The organism is Paenibacillus sp. FSL F4-0236 (genome assembly GCF_038000135.1).
Taxonomy (GTDB): Bacteria; Bacillota; Bacilli; order Paenibacillales; family Paenibacillaceae; genus Paenibacillus_AQ.
The window spans coordinates 4,829,851-4,849,252 of the sequence record NZ_JBBOBK010000001.1 but is presented as its reverse complement, the minus strand read 5'-3'; the positions used below and the strand labels follow the sequence as shown (position 1 = coordinate 4,849,252).

Sequence of the window (19,402 nt, the reverse complement as noted above, 5' to 3'; positions counted from 1 at the left end):
ACCGGATGGTCGGTCTCTAAAAGGAAACTATTCGAAGACTTGGCTTTAGAAACTACGGAGGTTAACACAATGTCATTACTACTTAGAAACAGGGGCGCTATGCTACTTGTTATGCTTAATATTTTTCTTGCTTTTACAGGGATCGGACTTGTAGTCCCTATCATGCCTACTTACATGAATGAACTTGGGATCACAGGAAGTACCGTTGGGCTGTTAGTGGCTTCATTCTCCCTTGCCCAATTATTAGTATCGCCATTCGCGGGCAGGTTATCCGACAGAATTGGCCGAAAAAAAGTGATCGTTGCGGGTCTGATCGTGTTTGCTTTTTCAGAGCTGCTCTTTGGTCTGGCGAATGTGTCCTGGCTCTTGTTCGTTTCAAGACTGCTCGGTGGTGTAGGCGCTGCGTTAATTATGCCAGCAGTTATGGCTTATGTAGCGGACACGACTTCTTTTGAAGAGAGAGCGAAAGGCATGGGGCTTATTAATGCAGCCATTACTACCGGATTTATTATCGGTCCAGGGATTGGCGGTTATCTTGCTGAGCTTGGCATGCGGGTACCCTTTTTCTGTGCGGCTGGTGCGGCTGGGATCGCAGCTCTAATCACAGTTTTGATCTTGCCTGAGTCTCTGTCTGTAGAGAAACGGATGGAAGCGAAGCTATCTAAAAATAATCAGGAGAGCTTCTTCACGCAATTGATGCGTTCTTATCGTGAACCTTACTTTTTCGGGTTAATTATTGTATTTGTTATGGCTTTTGGATTGGCTAACTATGAAACGGTGTTCGGATTGTTCGTGGACCATAAATTTGGCTTTACCCCTAAAGATATTGCTTTTGTGATTACCTTTGGCTCAATCGCCGGTGCTGTGGTGCAGGTATCCGCGTTTGGCTGGATTCTGAATAAATTCGGCGAGAATAAGGTAATCTCCACTTGCCTTATAACTGCTGCAATGTTTATTCTGTTGACGCTGTTTGTAAGTGGCTTCTGGGCGATTTGTGCGATTACCTTTGTCGTATTCTTGGCTATGGATATTCTTCGACCAGCGGTAGGCACCCAGTTATCCAAGATGGCGGGGGAAACGCAGCAAGGCTTCGTAGCAGGAATGAACTCTGCTTATACGAGTCTTGGAAATATCGCAGGGCCTATCGTTGCAGGGTATCTTTTTGATCTAAGTATTAACTTTCCATATGTGGCAGCAGCGTTTGTTCTAGCATTATGTTTTATGTTGTCACTTAGTTCTGGAAAAAGGGGAATGGGACAACGCGCGTAAACCACCCAATCTACCTCCTCTCTAGGCTGGACTTTGGAACAGAGCCGATCTGTGATACTATTTTAGTTATGAGAACAAGAATTGTATAAGCAGATTGTGTACGGGAAGAGGGATACTAATGACGGTAGATAACAGCAATACGGGAGTCATTACGGATGAGGCGGCCGCACAGCGGGAGCAGGAATTGATTACTGTAGCGATTGCCAAGGAATTGAACATTAGCCTGAAGCAGGTGCGTACAACGGTTGGACTGCTGGATGAGGGGAATACGATTCCGTTCATCGCCAGATACCGGAAAGAAATGACGGGTGAGCTGGACGAGAATGCGCTGCGTGATATTGAAGAGCGCCTGGCTTATCTTCGCAATTTGGGCGAACGTAAGAAAGACGTTATCCGCAATATTGAAGAGCAGGGCAAGCTGACCAAGGAGCTTCATGAACAAATCACCAATGCGGTCAAGCTGCAGGAAGTGGAGGACTTGTATCGTCCTTTCCGTCAGAAGCGTAAGACTCGTGCTAGTGTTGCGAAGGAAAAAGGCTTAGAGCCGCTTGCAAACTGGATGATGGAGCAGCAAAGACAAGGTGACCCACAAACTGAGGCAACGAAATATATAGATGCTGAAAAAGGAGTGGAGACCGCAGATCAAGCGCTTCAAGGTGCACTGGATATCATCGCCGAGAACATTGCAGATGATCCTGCGATCCGCTCTTGGGTTCGGCAATATACGGCAAGTCAGGGCATCCTTGTGTCTGAAGCTAAGGATGCAGAGCAGGAATCCGTATACGAGAACTACTATAGCTATCGTGAGCCTGTACACAAAATGCCACCTCACCGTATACTCGCTATTAACCGCGGTGAACGTGAGAATATATTAAAGGTAGGCATTGAGGTTGTCACTGACAAAATTCATGCCTACATTGCGCGGAAGATTATTAAAGGGCCATCCCCAGTGAAGGAACTGCTAGAAGCAGTAACTGAGGATGCCTATAAGCGTCTGATTGCTCCTTCTGTGGAGCGTGAGGTTCGTGGGGAGATGACCGAACGGGGTGAGAACCAAGCGATTTCGATCTTCTCTGGTAATCTACGTAGCCTACTGCTGCAGCCGCCCGTTAAGGGACGCTGTGTGCTGGGTGTTGACCCTGCCTATCGTACCGGCTGTAAGCTGGCCGTCGTAGACGATACTGGTAAGCTGCTTGAAGTAGCCGTGACCTATCCTACGCCGCCGAACAACAAGAAAATTGAAGCTGCTGCTAAGTTTAAAGAACTAATTGCTAAATATGGCATTCAGCTCATCGTGATCGGAAATGGGACAGGCTCTCGTGAGACCGAGCAATTTACGGCAGAAGTGATCGCCGAAATTGGCGATCCAGAGCTGGCTTACCTGATCGTTAATGAGGCTGGTGCGAGTGTTTATTCTGCTTCCAAGCTGGCGCAGGAGGAGTTCCCGGATCTGGATGTAGCAGAGCGTAGTGCAGCTTCTATCGCCCGCCGTGTGCAGGACCCGCTGGCGGAGCTGGTGAAGATCGATCCGAAAGCTATCGGTGTGGGTCAGTATCAGCATGACGTCTCCCAGAAGCATCTGGAAGAGAGTCTTAAGGCTGTCGTAGAATCGGCGGTTAACCATGTGGGCGTGGATGTAAATACGGCATCTCCTGCCTTGCTCTCTTATGTGGCTGGCGTTAACGGTACAATTGCTAAAAATATCGTTAAATATCGTGAAGAGAACGGTAAGTTCACGACTCGGAAGCAGCTGCAAAAGGTCCCTCGTCTGGGTGCGAAGTCCTATGAGCAATGTATCGGCTTCCTGCGGATTCCAGGTGGAGACAACACCTTGGATCGCACACCTATTCACCCCGAGTCATATCCGGTGGTGGATCGCTTGTTCCGCGAGCTAAGCCTCGATGTAAATAAGCTTGGCAGCAAAGAAGTGGCTTCACAGCTGGAGGCACAAAATGCCGAGGAGCTGGCTGTGAAGCTGGATGTCGGCGTGCCAACGCTTCGCGACATCCTGGAGAGCTTGCAGCGTCCGGGCCGCGATCCGCGCGAGGAGCTGCCGTTGCCGATCTTCCGCACCGACGTGCTGAAGATCGAGGATCTGGTTCCCGGCATGGAAATGCAGGGAACCGTCCGCAACGTGATCGATTTCGGCGCATTCGTCGATATCGGGATCAAGAACGATGGGCTGGTGCATATATCCCAGCTCAGCGGCAGCTTTGTGAAGCACCCGATGGATGTTGTCTCCGTAGGAGATAATGTCACCGTCTGGGTGATGGGTGTTGACCTGAAGAAGGGCCGGGTCAGCCTGACCATGCGTCCGCCGCGTGTTGAGGCAGGAAGTCTTAGCTAAAGTGAACTAAGTGAACAAAGAAAGCCATCTACTTCGTGAGGAGTAGATGGCTTTTTCTTTTGACTGAATGGTATTGAAACAAACAGCTGTATCTATGAAGATCTCGTTAAATTGTCTAACTTAATAGCTAACTCATTTAGATTGCTGATGCTAATCACCGTTTCAGAAACATGTTGTTGCTGGACCTCAGCGCTAGCGAGGACTTGTTCAATAGCTGCGGTATTCTCTTCGGTAATTGCAGCCACTGAATTAACTTCGCCGAGTACAAGGGTGGATGCATGCCGGATATGATCGCTCCTATCCTTCAGGTCTTCGGCTTGTTCAAGCACCTGGTGTGTATTATTTCGAATGCCCTCGAATAATCGAGCGATATCATCAGTGGAATTTTTTCCTGATTCTACAACTAGCAACCCGTTAGAAACCATATCGCCAACCTGGGCAATATTATTTTGAATGCTTCTGAGAATCCGGGCAATGTCCGCCGATGCATTGTGGGAGCTCTGTGCCAATTTTCGGATTTCATTGGATACGACTGCGAAACCTTTGCCGTGTTCCCCCGCATGAGCGGCTTCAATGGAAGCATTTAGCGACAAAAGATTCGTCTGCTCAGCAATTCCTACGATGCTGGAAACAATCGATTCAATCTTCTGATTTTCTTCATTCATTTGTGTCATCAAGCCAGCAGTACTCGTTACGATATCCGTAACTTCAGACATAGTTCCAGTTAAGCGAATGATTTCATCTTGCCCCTCTTGCGTAATTTGATCCGTTTCACGGCTTCTATTGCTCATGGAGACGGAGGCAGCATTTGCCTGCATAGCTGATTCGTTTAACTGCTGCATAGCATTTGAGATATCGCTAACACTCTGTGCTTGTGATTCTACTCCACTAGCTATCTCTTGGAAGGCGGTTACGACTTCTTTGGAAATTCGATCTGTTGTCAGTACGTTGTTATGCATTAGATTACTAGATTGACTCAGAACTCCTACGGATTCAGTAACACCTGTAAGGATGGTCTCCATTTCCGCTCTGGCACGTTCAGCTTCGTTGCTGCTCTTAGACATATTTTTGAACATTTTCGCACCAATCTGACTCTGATAGATCAGAACCAGTATCATCATGATGAGAAAAACGTTAACACTTAAGGCATCAACGGATTCGAAAGCGGGTTTGGTCATCAGAAAATAGTTGAGTAAGATGCAAGCTATCACTCCATTAAGGAGCAATGGGCGATAGTTGTGATAGAGGGATACGATGCCTAGACCCCAGTATAGAATTAACGTACTAATGATGTTTGCCCCTGCATCGATGTAGAAGTATGTAATGATATTAAAGCCAATAGCTGTTATGTACATAATATAGGGTGTAGCCACACGTTTCCAAATTAGTACCGTACACAATAATCCAAGGGGGACTGCTGCTGATATAATCGCCATGATTGTTTGTGGAAATCTGTAAAGCGAAATTGAACCGAACAACAAACAGCCCCAAAACAAGTAAATAATTAATTTGTTTCTCTGGTGTAATTCGGACATCTGATTCAAGGGCATATTCACACTCCATAATGTAATAGTACTTCTGATTTTTAAGTTTAAGAGATTCACGAAATGATGTCTATGATGTTAAGGTAAGTGTCTGCGATCCTTAAAAAAACACGAAAAAAACCTCCCTTAGGTAAAATGGAAGTACCACACAACCATTCAGATCCGAGAGAGGTTTCTTTTGTAATATTATTCCGCAATTATCAAGCTCGTGCGTTTGGTTTTAAACTTCTGCTGGAAGCTTCGATCTATATTACGGTCGGTAATAATGTACCCAATTTTATCGAGTGAGGCGATGCCGATGGTCACATCTTTCCCGAATTTAGTATGGTCAGCAGCAACATAAACTTCTTTGGAGAGATCGATAATTTTTTTGCGCGTTTGGGCTTCCTCCAGGTTATAGTCGGAGATGCCTTTTTCAAGGGTAATGCCGCTTGCGCAAATAAAAGCCTTAAGGATATTTAATTCACTGAAATTAAATAGATAATCATATGCAATGACAGACTGCTCATTTAGTCGGACCTTTCCGCCAATGATAATAAGCTCAACCGCACTGTTCATCAGCTCGTTTACCACAGGAATGGAGTTCGTAATGACCGTGAGATTCTTTTTATTCTTGATATATTTGGCGATCTGATAGGTGGTAGAGCCGCTGTCCAGATAGATACAATCCCCATCGTTGATATATTCGCTGCACTTTTGGGCGATCATTTTCTTTTCCTCTAAGTGACCGACCATCCGCGCATCCATTGGAGATTCAGCAAACTCCGATTCCACCAGTTTAATTCCACCATAAATCTTCTTGATCTTCCCTTGCTTGTCCAGCAGGTTGATATCTCTGCGAAGGGTATCGATAGAAATATTAAGCTCTTCTGCTAGCTCCGGCAGCTTCTGAACCTTTTTGAACATTAAGATTTCTATGATTTTCTTTTGTCTTTCCAGTGGAAACATGTAATCACCCATTCAAAGTTTATATCGCTTTCGATAGTTGAAGTATAAAGGGATTAATATAGGGTAGCAACTACTCCTTTCTAAGTTAGTCATGATATACTTATAATATACTCACAACTTATTTATAATTTACATACATTTTACGTAACTGTTTATCCTCAAAAACAAAACCTTTTTATACTGAGGTTGTACTTGAGGAGGTGGAACCTTTGCTTAAATTACAAAACATAAGCAAGCATTACGATAACAAGGTTGTTCTAGAGGATATTAGTCTAGACATCCAAGCAGGGGAAATTGTCTCCTTACTCGGCCCCAGCGGGAGTGGCAAAACCACCTTGCTAAACATCATCTTGGGATTGGCTAAGATGGAGCAGGGGCAAATCATTTTTAATGATCAAGATTTAAGCAATGTACCCATGAAGAAACGCGGATTTAATATAGTGTTCCAGGATTATGCGCTCTTCCCCAACCTTAATGCTTACGAAAATATCGTTTATGGTCTGAAAAATAAAAAAGGATTAACGTCGGAGCATGAGGTTCAGGAGTATATCGAGTTTCTGGAATTAAAGCCGCATTTAACGAAGAAGATCGGCGCTCTATCGGGTGGGCAGAAGCAAAGGGTGGCTTTGGCAAGAACGCTCGTAATGAAGCCCAAATTATTACTGCTCGATGAACCTCTAAGCGCACTGGATGGAATCATCAAGGAATCTATTAAAGCTCGGATTAAATCCATCGCCAGAGAATATAAGCTTACGACGATTATCGTCACCCATGACCCTGAAGAGGCGTTAACCCTGTCGGATAAAATTCTCATCATTAATCAAGGTCATATTGCCCAATTCGGAACGCCTCAAGAGATCATTCAACAACCTAGCAATGATTTTGTAAAAGAATTTATTCTGGGGCAACTGCAAGTGAAACGGGAAAATATCTATAACCTGTTCGGTGAACATTATGCCTAAAGCTAAACCGGAAATGCGGATCATTTTTATCCCAATCGTATTGTTATTTATCGTTTTCCTGATCTTGCCACTGGCAGTTTTATTTATCCGCTCGTTTGAAACGGGCCAAGGTTATTCGGTATCTAATTATCTCACCATTCTGGCAGATCAAGAGATTCGAGAGTCCATCGGAAATAGTATGAAGGTCTCCGGTGTTACGGCACTCATCACGACGGTTCTAGCTTTTATCCTAGCCTATTCTATCCACTGTACAAGAATCTATCGCCCGTTAAAAAGCATCATTAGAACTGGAATTCTGATTCCTATGCTGCTGCCTACGATTACTTACGGGTTTGCGATAATGTACTCTTTTGGCAACCAGGGACTGATTACTAAAATCTTCGGACGGAATTTATTCGAGATTTATGGATTTAGTGGTCTGTTGATAGGCTACGTAATTTACACCTTACCTTCTGCTTTCCTGCTGATTCATAATTCGTTCAAGTACATTGATAAAAAGTTCATCGTCGTATCCAAGCTTATGGGGGATGGGACGCTGCGAAGCTTCATGAACACGATCGTTCGGCCTTTGTGGGGCACTTTGGGAGGGGCGTTTGTTCTTTCTTTTATCCTAAGCTTCACGGATTTTGGGATCCCTGCATCGGTGGGGGGGACGTATAACGTGGTTGCTACTCAGCTGTATCAGGTCATGCTTGGGGCTATACCGGATTTCAACAATGGGGCAGTTATTGCTGTACTGATGTTAATACCGGCGGCGTTCGGGGTTGTACTGTTAACGTATCTTGAAAAATTCAACTTCCATTATGACAAGGTGACTGAAATCGAGATGATCCCGAATAAAGGCAGAGATTCGGTTCTTGGACTAATCTCATCCGTGATTCTAATCGGTCTACTAGCTGTATTTGCAGTCATGTTCGTTGCACCACTGATGAATGGCTATCCTTATGATCTTACGTTTACATTCAAGCATTTTGTGGATGTTTTTCAATCAAGCGATTTAATCAATGTATATAAAAATTCCTTGCTCGTAGCAGGACTGACGGCAATCGTAGGTACGATCGTGGCTTATGCTGCGGCTATCATCAATGTGCGAACGCCTATAAAAGGGAAAGCGACTTTTGACATCCTATCGATGGTGACGAACACGGTACCGGGTATGGTCCTTGGTCTGTCGTATCTACTTCTGTTCAATAACAGCAGTCTCAAAGGAACCTTTACGATTCTTGTGCTCTGCACCCTTGTTCATTACTTTACGACTCCTTATTTGATGGCAAAGAACTCTCTGGCGAAAATGAATCCATCGTGGGAAACCACTGCTGAATTATTAGGTGACAGCTGGCTGCAGACGATCCGCCGGGTCATTCTACCGAACTCTGCATCCACGGTGATAGAGATGGTCAGCTACTATTTTATCAATGCGATGGTGACCATTAGCGGAATTATCTTTTTAGTGACTGCCCAAACCTCGGTAGTTGCCAGCAAAATAAAAGAGCTGCAGCATTTCGCCAAATTTAATGAGGTGTTTGTCCTATCCATCCTGATCTTTTGCACCAACCTTATCATTAAGCTCCTAGGTGACTATCTCCAGAAACGGCACTCAAACTCTCGTTAGTTAACGATTTTAAATATAAAAAAACCAGTTAAAGTGAGGGAGAAATTATGTCTAAGAGAATTAAGGGATTCAAAGGAATTATGTTGTCTATCGTGGCTTTGAGTTTGGTGTTCACATTAGCAGGTTGTGGAAATAAAGCAGCGGGTGATGCGAGTAAAGTAGTGATTTTGACCAATGCGGATGAAGAAGCTGTAGCCTCTATGGAGACTGCGCTAAAAGGTGCGGGGTACGAAGGGCAATATCTCTTTCAATCCTTGGGCACTTCTGAGCTGGGTGGAAAGCTGATGGCAGAGGGAGACAAAATTGAGGCTAACCTGATCACGATGAGCTCTTATTTTGTAGAAAGTGCGCAAGAGAAACATGGCATGTTTAAAGATCTATCGTTTACGACTAACGCGCTAGATTCCTATTCAGCGTACTATACGCCGATTTTGGCGAATACCGGTGCTATTTTTGTAAACACAGCGGTGCTTAAAGATAAGGGCTTGGCGATGCCAACGTCCATTAAGGATTTAACAAAACCAGAATTTAAAGGCTTGGTATCTGTTCCGAACATTATGGACTCTTCGACAGGCTGGTTGTTGGTTCAGGCGATTATTTCGCAATACGGGGAGGAAGAAGGTAAAACGGTTCTGCATGATTTAGTTGCTAATGTAGGCCCACATCTGGAAAGCTCTGGTTCCGGTCCGATTAAAAAGGTAAAAGCAGGAGAAGTAGCTGCAGGCTTTGGACTTCGTCATCAGGCAGTATTAGCTAAAGAAGAAGGCGCACCGATTGACTATGTAGATCCAACAGAAGGTAACTTCTCGCTTACAGAATCCGTAGCCGTGGTGAAAAAAGACGATGCAACAACAGAGCTGGCTATGAAAATGGCAGAAACCATTATTAAAGATGCTAGAAAAGACTTAATTACAAATTACCCAGTGGCTCTATATAAAGATGAAACGGTTAGTGATATCCATAAGCCTGCACACAGTATGAAATTTGTTAAGCCGTTGACTGTGGAACTGCTGGAGCAACATCAACAATTCTTTAAAGAAAATAAATAAGATTAGAACAAGGAGTGAAGGGCCATGAACAACTATAAATTGCTGACACCCGGTCCATTGACAACTACTAACACGGTCAAAGAGCAAATGCTCTTTGACCGTTGTACTTGGGACCAGGACTATAAGAACATTACACAACAAATCAGATCCAGACTTCTGGATTTGGCAAGGGCAACGAACGATGAATATACGACAGTTCTCATGCAGGGTAGTGGTACGTTTGCAGTGGAATCTGTGCTTACTACGGCGATTTCAGCGGATGATAAGCTTTTGATTATTACAAACGGTGCCTACGGAGAACGTATTGTGCAAATGGCGCAATATATCGGACTCCATTATCGTGTGTATAGTACCCTATATAATGAATTCCCCCAAGAGGCAGAGCTTAGAGGGATTCTTAAAGAGGATCCAGCCATTACGCACATTGCGATGGTGCATTGCGAGACGACGACAGGGATTCTTAACCCGCTTGAGATGATCTCACAACTGGCAAAAGCCTACGATAAAACATTAATTATCGACGCGATGAGCAGCTTCGGTGGAATAGAGATTGATGTACCTGGGCTTGAAATTGACTATTTAATCAGCAGCGCCAATAAATGTATTCAGGGTGTTCCGGGATTTGGGTTTGTCATTGCAAAGCTGGATAAGCTGCTCACATGTAAAGGGAATGCACGTAGTCTATCACTTGATCTATACGATCAATGGAAGGCGATGGACGCGGATGGGAAATGGCGCTATACGTCTCCGACCCATGTAGTGGCTGCATTTTCGAAAGCGATTGAAGAACTGATCGAAGAAGGTGGCATTCCTGCAAGGGCAGCAAGATACCAGAATAATAACCGCATACTGAGAGAAAGACTTGCGAGAATAGGAATAGAGGCGTATATCACAGACGATAAGCAGTCTCCTATTATAACCACCTTTCTTTTTCCGAACGAGACATTCAGCTTTGAAGATTTCTATGAATATGTGAAAGAAAAAGGCTACGTCCTCTACCCAGGCAAATTAACGGAGCACGACACCTTCCGGATTGGGAATATTGGTGAGATTTACGAAGAAGATATTCAGAACTTATGTAATATTATCGAAGCATACATGGGAGGAATGACACAATGAATCAAGTCGAAGGCGTAATTCTGGATTGGGCAGGAACAGCGGTTGATTTTGGCTGCTTTGCACCGGTGAATGTGTTCCTTGATATTTTTCGGGAAGCTGGGCTTGAAGTTACGATGCAGGAAGCAAGAGCCCCTATGGGGATGCTGAAAATAGATCATATCCGTTCGATGTTATCCATGCCAAGAGTAGGTGCCTTGTGGGAAGAAAAGTATGGCAGAGCTTTTACTGAACAGGATGTAGAGAACCTGTATGCTGAATTCGAACCGGCATTGATGGCATCCTTATCCGAATATACTGATCCGATTCCGCAGGTTATTGAGACCGTCCAATTGCTCAGAAGCCAAGGACTAAAGATTGGTTCAACGACTGGATATACAGAGTCCATGATGGATGTTGTAATTCCGAATGCCGCTGGGAAGGGCTATCAACCGGATTATGTAATCACGCCAGATGGAACGCATTCACTGGGAAGACCTTACCCGTATATGATTTATCATAATATGGAAGCTTTAAAGTTATCGGCAGCATGGAAGGTTGTTAAGGTAGGCGATACGATTTCAGACATTCAAGAAGGTGTTAATGCAGGCGTCTGGTCCGTAGGTGTAATCATTGGAAGCTCTGAAATGGGCTTAAGCCAGGAGGAATTTAATTCACTTTCAGACGTGGAGAAGGAAACGGTGATCTCAGCGACACAAACCTCTTTTATTCAAAACGGGGCAGACTTTACGATTCAATCGATGAGTGAGCTGCCTCAGCTGATTGGGCGAATCAATGTACTGATTTCTCAAGGAATCAGACCTTATGCGAGATAATCATGAGCTGAAAAGAGAAGGTGACATCAACTTTATCCCTTTGCGGACAGAGTGGATGACCCAGTTAAGCGCTGTGAGTATAGATAGGATCGAAGCGGACGTGCGTGCATATATGCGACAATCCATGTCAACGCCGTGCTTGAACAGTATCGTAGATGCTGAGGGATGTTATATCACAGATGTGAATGGACGCAAATATCTTGATTTTCATGGAAATAGCATTCATCAGATTGGCTACAAGAATCCATACGTAACTGAAGCTGTGAAAAAACAGATCGACGAGCTACCGTTCATTCCAAGAAGATTTACGGCAGATATTGCGGTGAAAGCTGCAGAAGCTTTAATCAACAAAACGACCTCGAAGGACTATAAAGTATTATTTACGCCTTCCGGAAGTGCAGCTGTAGGTCTGGCCCTTAAGGTTGCTCGAAAATGGACGGGGAAGCATAAGGTCATTTCCATGTGGGAGTCCTTTCATGGCGCGGGGCTGGACACAATCGCTGTCGGAGGAGAATACGTGTTTAAAAAGGACATGGGCCCGCAAATGCCAGGAATGCTGAAAGCCATTCCTTTTAACGCATACCGCAACCTGCTGGGAAGTCATTCCCATGAAGCAGTGGCTACCTTCTGCCTCGACTATCTGGAATATATGATTCAGCATGAGGGAGAGATCGGGGCGATCTTACTTGAGCCTATTCGGGCGACGGATACGCATATCCCGCCTATCTCTTATTTCACAAGATTAAGAAAAATATGTGATGAATATGGGATTCTACTGATTTTTGATGAGATTCCTACAGCGCTGATGCGAAGCGGTAGGTTCTACGTCCATCAGAATTTCAATATCGAACCGGATATCCTCGTGCTAGGAAAAGGGTTAGGTGGAGGGGTGATCCCGCAAGCAGCGGTGCTTACCAGAACGCAATATGATTGTGCGGGGGATATTTCTTTGGGGCACTATACCCATGAGAAACCGGCGTTAGGAAGTGCAGCGATCTGTGCCACCATCGATTATATCGATGACTTAAATCTGCAGGAACAATGTATCAGCAGGTCTGAATTTGTAAGAGGGAAGCTTGACACTCTGTCGGCTAAACATCTTTGCATAGGAGATATCCGTATTGCTGGACTACTGATTTCTATTGAACTTGTGAAGTCCAGAGACACCAAAGAGAAGAATGAGGAATTAGCTGAGCGAGTACTGTATTATTGCTTGGAGAAGGGTCTTTCTTTTAAATTGGCTGGAGGAAACTGCATCACTTGGCATCCTCCGCTTATTGTATCTGAAGAGCAATTAACTTTTGCTGTTAATCTTCTGGATGAAGGATTGTGTAAATATAGTTGAGAGATAGGCAAGCTTCAAAACAGGTTTCTTCCGCTCCGTACATGGGGGGAGAAACCTGTTTTGTCGTTTAAGGAATGAAGACCTGCTCTTTTTGGGTAAGTTTAGAGTAACAGTTGAGCCAATAGATGAGATGAAGGGGACGGAGGAGGGTTTTGGAACTGGAGGAGCTTTAGTGTCCGTCTTTGTCTTCAGATTTCTACCACGAATACTGGTTTGAAATCAAGAAATCTGAAGACAAGAGCGGGCGGAAGTCCAAACATTCACCGCAGTTACAAGGTAGATTAATTATACGAATGGGCTGGGGCAGCATTTAAAAAGATACGCAACAGCTCGTCCACCGCAGTGTCTAGACGGGAATGATTGTTAGCTGCAAGCCAAACCTCTTGCACGATGATGTAGCTGCAGGAGCTGCTTTTTAAATAGCTGTATATAATTTGTGCTTCGTCAATTTCATGGCGAGTAATTGCTGCCGGGGCCTGGTTAAGTTCACCGCAGAAAGTGTCCATAATCGCTGATGTTATAACGGCTTGCAGGTAGGTAATATCGGGTTGATCGTATTCGAGCTTAGTATGCGCCAGGATACGATTGCCTTTGAGCAATATGAGTTTAAGCGTCTGTTCATCCATGGCCTCAAGGATCGCGATATTCTGATTCTCTGCAGCGAATTCGATAACCTTCTCTTTGTGATTCAGGAAGCTGATGGCTCCGATGTAATCCCTATATTTGGCGGCGGTTTCGAAGTCAAATTGCTCTGCAGCTTCAGTCATCTGTTGCTCCATCTCCACAAGGAGACTGGAATCCGTTCCGTTTAGTAGGGCTATGACTTTATCAATGATTGTATTATATTGAACGGCAGCATCGCCGCCAGCACACATCCCTATGCATAAGCCAAGCGAATGGTTTAGGCATAAAGAATTTTTGAAGCTTGGATTGCTGCAAAGGATTTTTGAGCTTTCCTTGATGCCTTGCACGGCTCTTTCCACGGTACTTCTGCTCGTGTAGGGGCCCCAAATATGGTTACCTTTTTGAACAGCAGGATCATAGGTAATCTCTAACGAAGGCATTTTATCATCCGTTCCTATTACGATATACGTATAGGCTTGCGGATTTTTCATTTTTCTATTGTACATGGGCTTTATTTCTTTAATTAATTTGCACTCCAGCATAAAAGCTTCAAATTCGGTATCTGTAAGGATAATATCCAAGTCTTTAATATGTCGAACGAGCTGTTTTACCTTTGGGGAATGAGACTTCGAGTTTTGAAAATAGGATTTCACTCTCCGTTTCAGCTGTTTCGCCTTACCCACATATATAATATGGCCAAGGCCATCCTTCATGAGATACACGCCGGGAGTCAGGGGAAGGCTTTTAAGTTTTTCTGTTAAATGAATAGTAACCCCGCCCTCTCATAAGAGTTGTTTGACTGATAGTTTTAGTATAAGCCTGCAACCTTCATTTGTTCAAATCAGTCTAAAGAGCGAGGGATCAAAAACGAGGAGGGATCTTATGTACTTCGCAAGAAATATCGGTGGTTTGGCGCTGATAGCAGCTATGTTATGGCTTACAGCATGCAGAGGAACGCCAGAAGCGGGAACGGAACCGAAGGTGACCCCAGAACAGACGCAAATGCAGATGCCTGAGCAAACGCCAGAGCAGACACAAACTGCACAACCAGCGGCTACTACGGAGCCACTACAGGAGACGGAGCCATCAAGCACGGATCAGCCACTGGATCAGGAGGGACTTCCGCCAACTGTAGAGGAAGCTGCGACGACAGTCATAAGGTCTATTAAAAATAAGGATATGAAGCAATTGGCCGCATGGGTACATTCAGATAAAGGGTTACGTTTTTCTCCATACGCATACGTAGATACGAAGAATGATCTTGTATTCAGCAAGGATGAAGTGGAAGGATTAATGAATGACTCTACCAAAAGAGTCTGGCGAACATTTGCTGGATCGGGTGATTTAATTGAGCTGACATTCGCAGATTACTACAAGCGGTTTGTCTACGATGCAGACTTCATTCAGACGGCCGAAATTGCTGTGAACAAGGGGCTTGGGCAAGGTACAACGATCAATAACTTGAACGAAGTGTATCCCAAGGAGCAATATGATTTCGTTGAATATCATATTACTGGCATCGATCCTTCTGTCGAAGGGATGGACTGGCGCAGCCTGCGTCTAGTTTTCGAGAAGATTGGAGAGGATCATGCACTAGTAGGCATTATTCACGATCAATGGACACCCTGAGAAGTAAGAAATTCTTATTAGTCCTTGGGTAGTTTAGAACATGGGGGAGAACCCAAAAAACGAAGGTGCCTCAGTAGCCATTTTACGGCTTTTGGGGCACCTTCGTTTGATTCGTTCCATAAGAATCGAGTCCGGAGCTTTTATTGCGTAGCGCTAGATGTAGATCCGGATACCGATTTAGCGATCGCTTTATATCCCTCTGGCAGATAAGTGACAACAGATGCTTTTGAGATCACCTGTGCGTACATTTTGCCTGGATCAGGAGCAGTCACATTAAAATAAATCACAGCGGTCTTGTCTTTGCCAAATTCGATTCGCTCAATCACTAGTCCATATCCAGAATGCGGTAAGTTGTTAACGGTCAATGTAGCCTTGTTTACTCCTTCACCCGCTTTGGTTAGTGTAACCTCAGTCTCATAGGTTGGAGTAGTAGGGCTGCCATTAGACACAATTACGCGTTTGGCAAAAGCAGCTGCATCGTAGGTCATCGCGGCTGCTTCCGAACGGGTAATGGCATCATTTGGCCGGAAATTACCGTTCTTATCGAGTGTGGCGATATGTGTATTCAACAGGATCTGGAGACTATTTATAACCTCTGTAGAAAGTTTATCGCCATCCTTAATGTCTACATACATGAGTGTAACCGGGAAGTTACCTTTACTTTGCAGTGCTTGCGTCAATAAGTGAGCGAACTGAGCACGGGTGATGGTTCCGTTAGGATCTACTGTTCGATCAAGTGAAAGACCATTTTGCTTGGCAGTCAGGAAGGCTGAAGCATACCAAGATTTGTCGTTCACCTTATCAAAATAATCACTAGCTTTGGATGAGCTGTTACCCGCCTCTGACTTCGGAGACAGATTCAGACCCCCAACGATGAACTGAATCCCTTGGGCAAAGCTTACTTTAGATTTAGGCGCGAACTTATCTTTGTCTACTCCATTTATAATCCCCTCTTTATGCAGGGAGTTAATTTTTGCTTCCGCAGGATCACCTTTCAAATCCGAAAAAGCAAAAGCGGATGCTCCAAATGACAGGCTTGCTGCTAGAATACCGCAGGCTATCGTCATTGTTTTGACATTACTTATGAATAATAATTTCTTCATTATGCGTCACCTCCATACTCTTAGATGGTAGATTAGACCAAAATGTTGCAGGCAATTTAAAATATTATAAATATTCAAGTAAAACGTTATCCGCGAAGGAGTGACTCGGCACCATCTACATAGATCTCAGTTCCTGTGACATGGAAAGACTCATCCGAGGCGAGAAATAATACTAGATTGGCTACTTGTTCAGGTTTACCGGGCGCATCTTCCAGAGGATGATTGCCTTTTGGAAATTCTACAGGAATCTTCACTTCTTGAAGATCATTACTCTTATCCGTATTATCTCCAATTTGAGTGTCGATTGATCCAGGACAGACCGCATTTACGCGGATACCGTATTGCGCCAGCTCTAGCGCAGCCATTTTCATAAAAGCGACTTGTCCAGCCTTGGAAGAGGAGTACGCAGCAGCGCCGATGTTCGAGAACACTCGATTTCCGTTAATAGAGCTAGTGATAATGATGCTTCCGCCATTTTCTTTCATATGGGGGATAGCATATTTTACTGTGGCAAAGGTACTGCGTAGGTTGGTATTTAGCGTCTGGTCCCAATCTTCGATTTCTAGTGTTTCTATTGGAGCCCATGTACCATTAATGCCAGCATTCGCAAAAATGATATCAATCTTCCGAGCCTCATCCGCAACCTTACGAATACTTTCTTCGACAAGACCTGGATTGGAAACATCGCATTCGATAACTGTAGCTGTTCCTCCAATGGATTCAATTTCACGTTTAGTTTCATAGGATTCCTCAGGGGTGCGATCAAGCATATATACCTTAGCTCCGTGCTGAGCAAACCTTATGGCTGTAGCTTTTCCAATACCGGACCCTGCGCCTGTGACTACTGCAACTTTATTTTGCAATCGTTGATCTAACATGATGAATTTCCTCCTTGGCGTTAGACTTCTTACTTAGTAATTACATACCCGGCATAGCTGAATTTAACCAATTTAGTAGGAGGGTGGAACAACAAGGAGGGATGTATTACTATGAGACATAAGGATGTGTACAATATAAATTTAGATCAATCTAGCTCATGATAGGGGTACTATAGATGATTCAGCAGCAGGGAGCAAAACGGATTAATGTGGGGATATTTGCCCATGTGGATGCCGGCAAGACAACAACAACAGAGCATATTTTGTATGAAAGCGGTCGCATTCGAGCGCTCGGCAGTGTAGACAGTGGGACAGCATTGACCGATTCTATGGATGTGGAGCGGCAACGAGGAATATCCGTTCGGGCGGCATTAGCTTCTTTTGAATGGAAGGGTGTGCAGATCAACCTCGTTGATACACCAGGACACGTCGATTTTCTGTCAGAGGTTGAACGGTCTTTGCGAGTGATGGATTGTGCGGTGCTAATTTTGTCGGCGGTAGAGGGTGTGCAGGCTCAAAGTGAGATGATTTGGAACGCGCTGAGGAAGCTGGGAATACCGACGCTTATTTTTATGAACAAAATGGATCGTGTAGGTGCAGACCCTGAGGCTGTGCTGGCGCAAGCGCGAAATTATTTGTCTAGTGATATCATTCCTGTACAGCAACCCACCGGGAAAGAGCAGGAGTACATAGGCGCAATAGATTTGTGGGGGAGCGATGCCGATCCTGCTGCACAGACTGAATTGTTGGAGGCATTGGCTGAGCGGGATGAAGATCTGCTAGAGACGTATATGTCAGGTAGTTCGATTGATCTTGCAGCTTGGAAAAAATATATGAAGACAGCTTCCGCTTCAGGACGCTTCTTCCCAATGGTTTATGGTGTTGCCGCCAAGGGGCTTGGCATTACTGCATTGCTGGACGCGATGGTTGAGTATTTTCCGCGAGCTGGTGGCAATGTTGAGGGGCCGGTGTCCGGCATTGTCTACAATATTCAGCGTGATAAAAGCATGGGGCGAATGGCGTTTGTCCGCCTTTATGAAGGAACGATCCGTAACCGCGATACGGTAATGAACTACACGCAGAATATTCAGGGAAAAGTGACCCAGATCCGCAAGGTCGAGGGTGGTCGTACTGAGGATGTCGGATCGCTTGAAGCGGGGGATATCGCTGTAATCTATGGTCTTTCAGGGGTACGGATCGGAGATGTACTCGGCCATCCGGAGGCGATTCCGGAGGAAGCGAAGCTGGCTGTACCGCTGCTAACGGTGCGCGTATTCTGGGGAACCGATATGGATGACCATAAGGTTATCGGAGCATTGCAGGAGCTGGCGGATGAAGATCCGCTCTTGGATGCGCAGTGGCTGCAGGATGAGCGAGAGCTGCATATCAAAGTAATGGGACCTATTCAGCTGGAGATTCTGAATAGTGTTCTGGAGGAGCGGTATGCGCTGAAGGTTACCTTCGGTCAGCCTTCTGTCATCTATAAAGAAACGCCAGCCTCTGCTGGGCAAGGCTTTATCGCTTATACGATGCCGAAGCCGTGCTGGGCGATTCTGCGGTTTCAAATTGAGCCCGGACCTCCTGGCAGTGGTTTAGTTTATGATTCGGTAGTGCGGAGTTCCGATCTGCTGCCGCAATATCAGAGCGAGACCGCACGGCGTGTACCAGAAGCCTTGCAACAGGGCTTGTACGGCTGGGAGGTTACCGATCTTAAAGTGACCTTAATCGAGGGACAGCATCATGTATGGCATACCCATCCGCTGGATTTTGCCGTAGCGACTCCTATGGGGATTATGGATGGACTCGCGCGGGTAGGCACTAAACTACTGGAGCCGATTCTTCAGGTTCGCATCGTTGTCCCTGAGGAGAATGGCGGCCGAGTGATGAACGACCTGGTTCAGATGCGCGGCACCTTCGAGCCACCTGTGCTGCAAGGCGAGCGGATGATCATCGAAGGCCGTCTGCCGCTGGCAACGTCGCTTGATTATCCTGTTACTTTAAGCTCCTATACGAAGGGGCGTAGCACGTTCACTTCTTTTTTTGCCGGCTATGAAGAATGTCCTCCAGACGTATCCGCTGAGCGCACCCGCCGGGGCGTGAATCCATTAGATCAGGCGAAATATATATTAAGCGTGCGAAAGGCGCTGCAGGGGTGAGATAA

Annotated in this window: 15 protein-coding genes; 10 read left to right on the top strand and 5 right to left on the bottom strand. The window is 45.1% G+C overall.

Features of this window, described 5'->3' with window-relative positions; all coding sequences use genetic code 11:
* Positions 1-69: 69 nt before the first annotated feature.
* Both NSQ29_RS21780 and NSQ29_RS21775 read left to right on the top strand, forming a co-directional pair.
* Positions 70-1,269 carry an MFS transporter gene (locus tag NSQ29_RS21780; protein ID WP_076284029.1) on the top strand — a complete coding sequence of 400 codons (1,200 nt, stop codon included), beginning with the start codon at positions 70-72 and terminating at the stop codon, positions 1,267-1,269.
* 118 nt (positions 1,270-1,387) lie between these two features.
* Complete coding sequence (locus NSQ29_RS21775) at positions 1,388-3,616, top strand: Tex family protein (RefSeq protein WP_341049858.1); 2,229 nt, start codon at positions 1,388-1,390, stop codon at positions 3,614-3,616.
* Between the two features lie 92 nt (positions 3,617-3,708).
* On the opposite strand, the gene NSQ29_RS21770 is transcribed toward NSQ29_RS21775, so the two are convergent.
* Positions 3,709-5,052: a methyl-accepting chemotaxis protein gene (locus NSQ29_RS21770; protein ID WP_339801092.1), complete on the bottom strand. Its 1,344-nt coding sequence runs from the start codon at positions 5,050-5,052 to the stop codon at positions 3,709-3,711.
* Between the two features lie 294 nt (positions 5,053-5,346).
* Entirely contained in the window at positions 5,347-6,108 is a 762-nt protein-coding gene (locus tag NSQ29_RS21765) for a DeoR/GlpR family DNA-binding transcription regulator (protein ID WP_149645227.1), read from the bottom strand.
* Positions 6,109-6,317: 209 nt separating this feature from the next.
* Here NSQ29_RS21765 and NSQ29_RS21760 point away from each other — a divergent pair, with 209 nt between their 5' ends.
* The 6 genes from NSQ29_RS21760 to pbfA are packed head-to-tail and all read left to right on the top strand — an operon-like array spanning position 6,318 to position 13,007.
* Positions 6,318-7,070 carry an ABC transporter ATP-binding protein gene (locus NSQ29_RS21760; protein ID WP_042124736.1) on the top strand — a complete coding sequence of 251 codons (753 nt, stop codon included), beginning with the start codon at positions 6,318-6,320 and terminating at the stop codon, positions 7,068-7,070.
* Positions 7,063-8,682 (top strand): ABC transporter permease subunit, encoded by a 1,620-nt coding sequence (locus NSQ29_RS21755; RefSeq protein ID WP_341126066.1) that lies wholly within the window; start codon positions 7,063-7,065, stop codon positions 8,680-8,682. The genes NSQ29_RS21760 and NSQ29_RS21755 overlap by 8 nt, the downstream gene beginning before the upstream one ends.
* A 47-nt stretch (positions 8,683-8,729) precedes the next feature.
* Positions 8,730-9,731: an extracellular solute-binding protein gene (locus NSQ29_RS21750; protein ID WP_341126065.1), complete on the top strand. Its 1,002-nt coding sequence runs from the start codon at positions 8,730-8,732 to the stop codon at positions 9,729-9,731.
* Positions 9,732-9,755: 24 nt separating this feature from the next.
* Entirely contained in the window at positions 9,756-10,850 is a 1,095-nt protein-coding gene (gene phnW / locus NSQ29_RS21745; RefSeq protein ID WP_341126064.1) for a 2-aminoethylphosphonate--pyruvate transaminase, read from the top strand.
* On the top strand, positions 10,847-11,662 hold the full coding sequence (phnX, locus tag NSQ29_RS21740; protein ID WP_341126063.1) for a phosphonoacetaldehyde hydrolase: 816 nt from the start codon (positions 10,847-10,849) through the stop codon (positions 11,660-11,662). Before phnW ends, phnX begins: the two co-directional genes overlap by 4 nt.
* Positions 11,652-13,007, top strand: a complete 1,356-nt coding sequence (pbfA, locus tag NSQ29_RS21735; protein WP_341126062.1) for a (R)-1-hydroxy-2-aminoethylphosphonate ammonia-lyase — start codon at positions 11,652-11,654, stop codon at positions 13,005-13,007. The genes phnX and pbfA overlap by 11 nt, the downstream gene beginning before the upstream one ends.
* 281 nt (positions 13,008-13,288) lie before the next feature.
* On the opposite strand, the gene NSQ29_RS21730 is transcribed toward pbfA, so the two are convergent.
* Positions 13,289-14,344: a UvrB/UvrC motif-containing protein gene (locus NSQ29_RS21730; RefSeq protein WP_341126061.1), complete on the bottom strand. Its 1,056-nt coding sequence runs from the start codon at positions 14,342-14,344 to the stop codon at positions 13,289-13,291.
* Positions 14,345-14,513: 169 nt separating this feature from the next.
* On the opposite strand from NSQ29_RS21730, the gene NSQ29_RS21725 reads away from it, so the two are divergent.
* Entirely contained in the window at positions 14,514-15,260 is a 747-nt protein-coding gene (locus tag NSQ29_RS21725; protein ID WP_339269237.1) for a hypothetical protein, read from the top strand.
* 140 nt (positions 15,261-15,400) lie between these two features.
* Here the strand turns inward: NSQ29_RS21725 and NSQ29_RS21720 are convergent, their stop codons facing one another.
* Both NSQ29_RS21720 and NSQ29_RS21715 read right to left on the bottom strand, forming a co-directional pair.
* Positions 15,401-16,363 (bottom strand): S-layer homology domain-containing protein, encoded by a 963-nt coding sequence (locus tag NSQ29_RS21720; protein WP_341126060.1) that lies wholly within the window; start codon positions 16,361-16,363, stop codon positions 15,401-15,403.
* Between the two features lie 86 nt (positions 16,364-16,449).
* A complete protein-coding gene (locus NSQ29_RS21715; RefSeq protein ID WP_341126059.1) occupies positions 16,450-17,241 on the bottom strand; it encodes an SDR family oxidoreductase in 792 nt (263 codons plus the stop codon).
* A 176-nt stretch (positions 17,242-17,417) separates the two neighbouring features.
* On the opposite strand from NSQ29_RS21715, the gene NSQ29_RS21710 reads away from it, so the two are divergent.
* Entirely contained in the window at positions 17,418-19,397 is a 1,980-nt protein-coding gene (locus NSQ29_RS21710; protein WP_339801111.1) for a translation factor GTPase family protein, read from the top strand.
* Positions 19,398-19,402 lie beyond the last annotated feature (5 nt).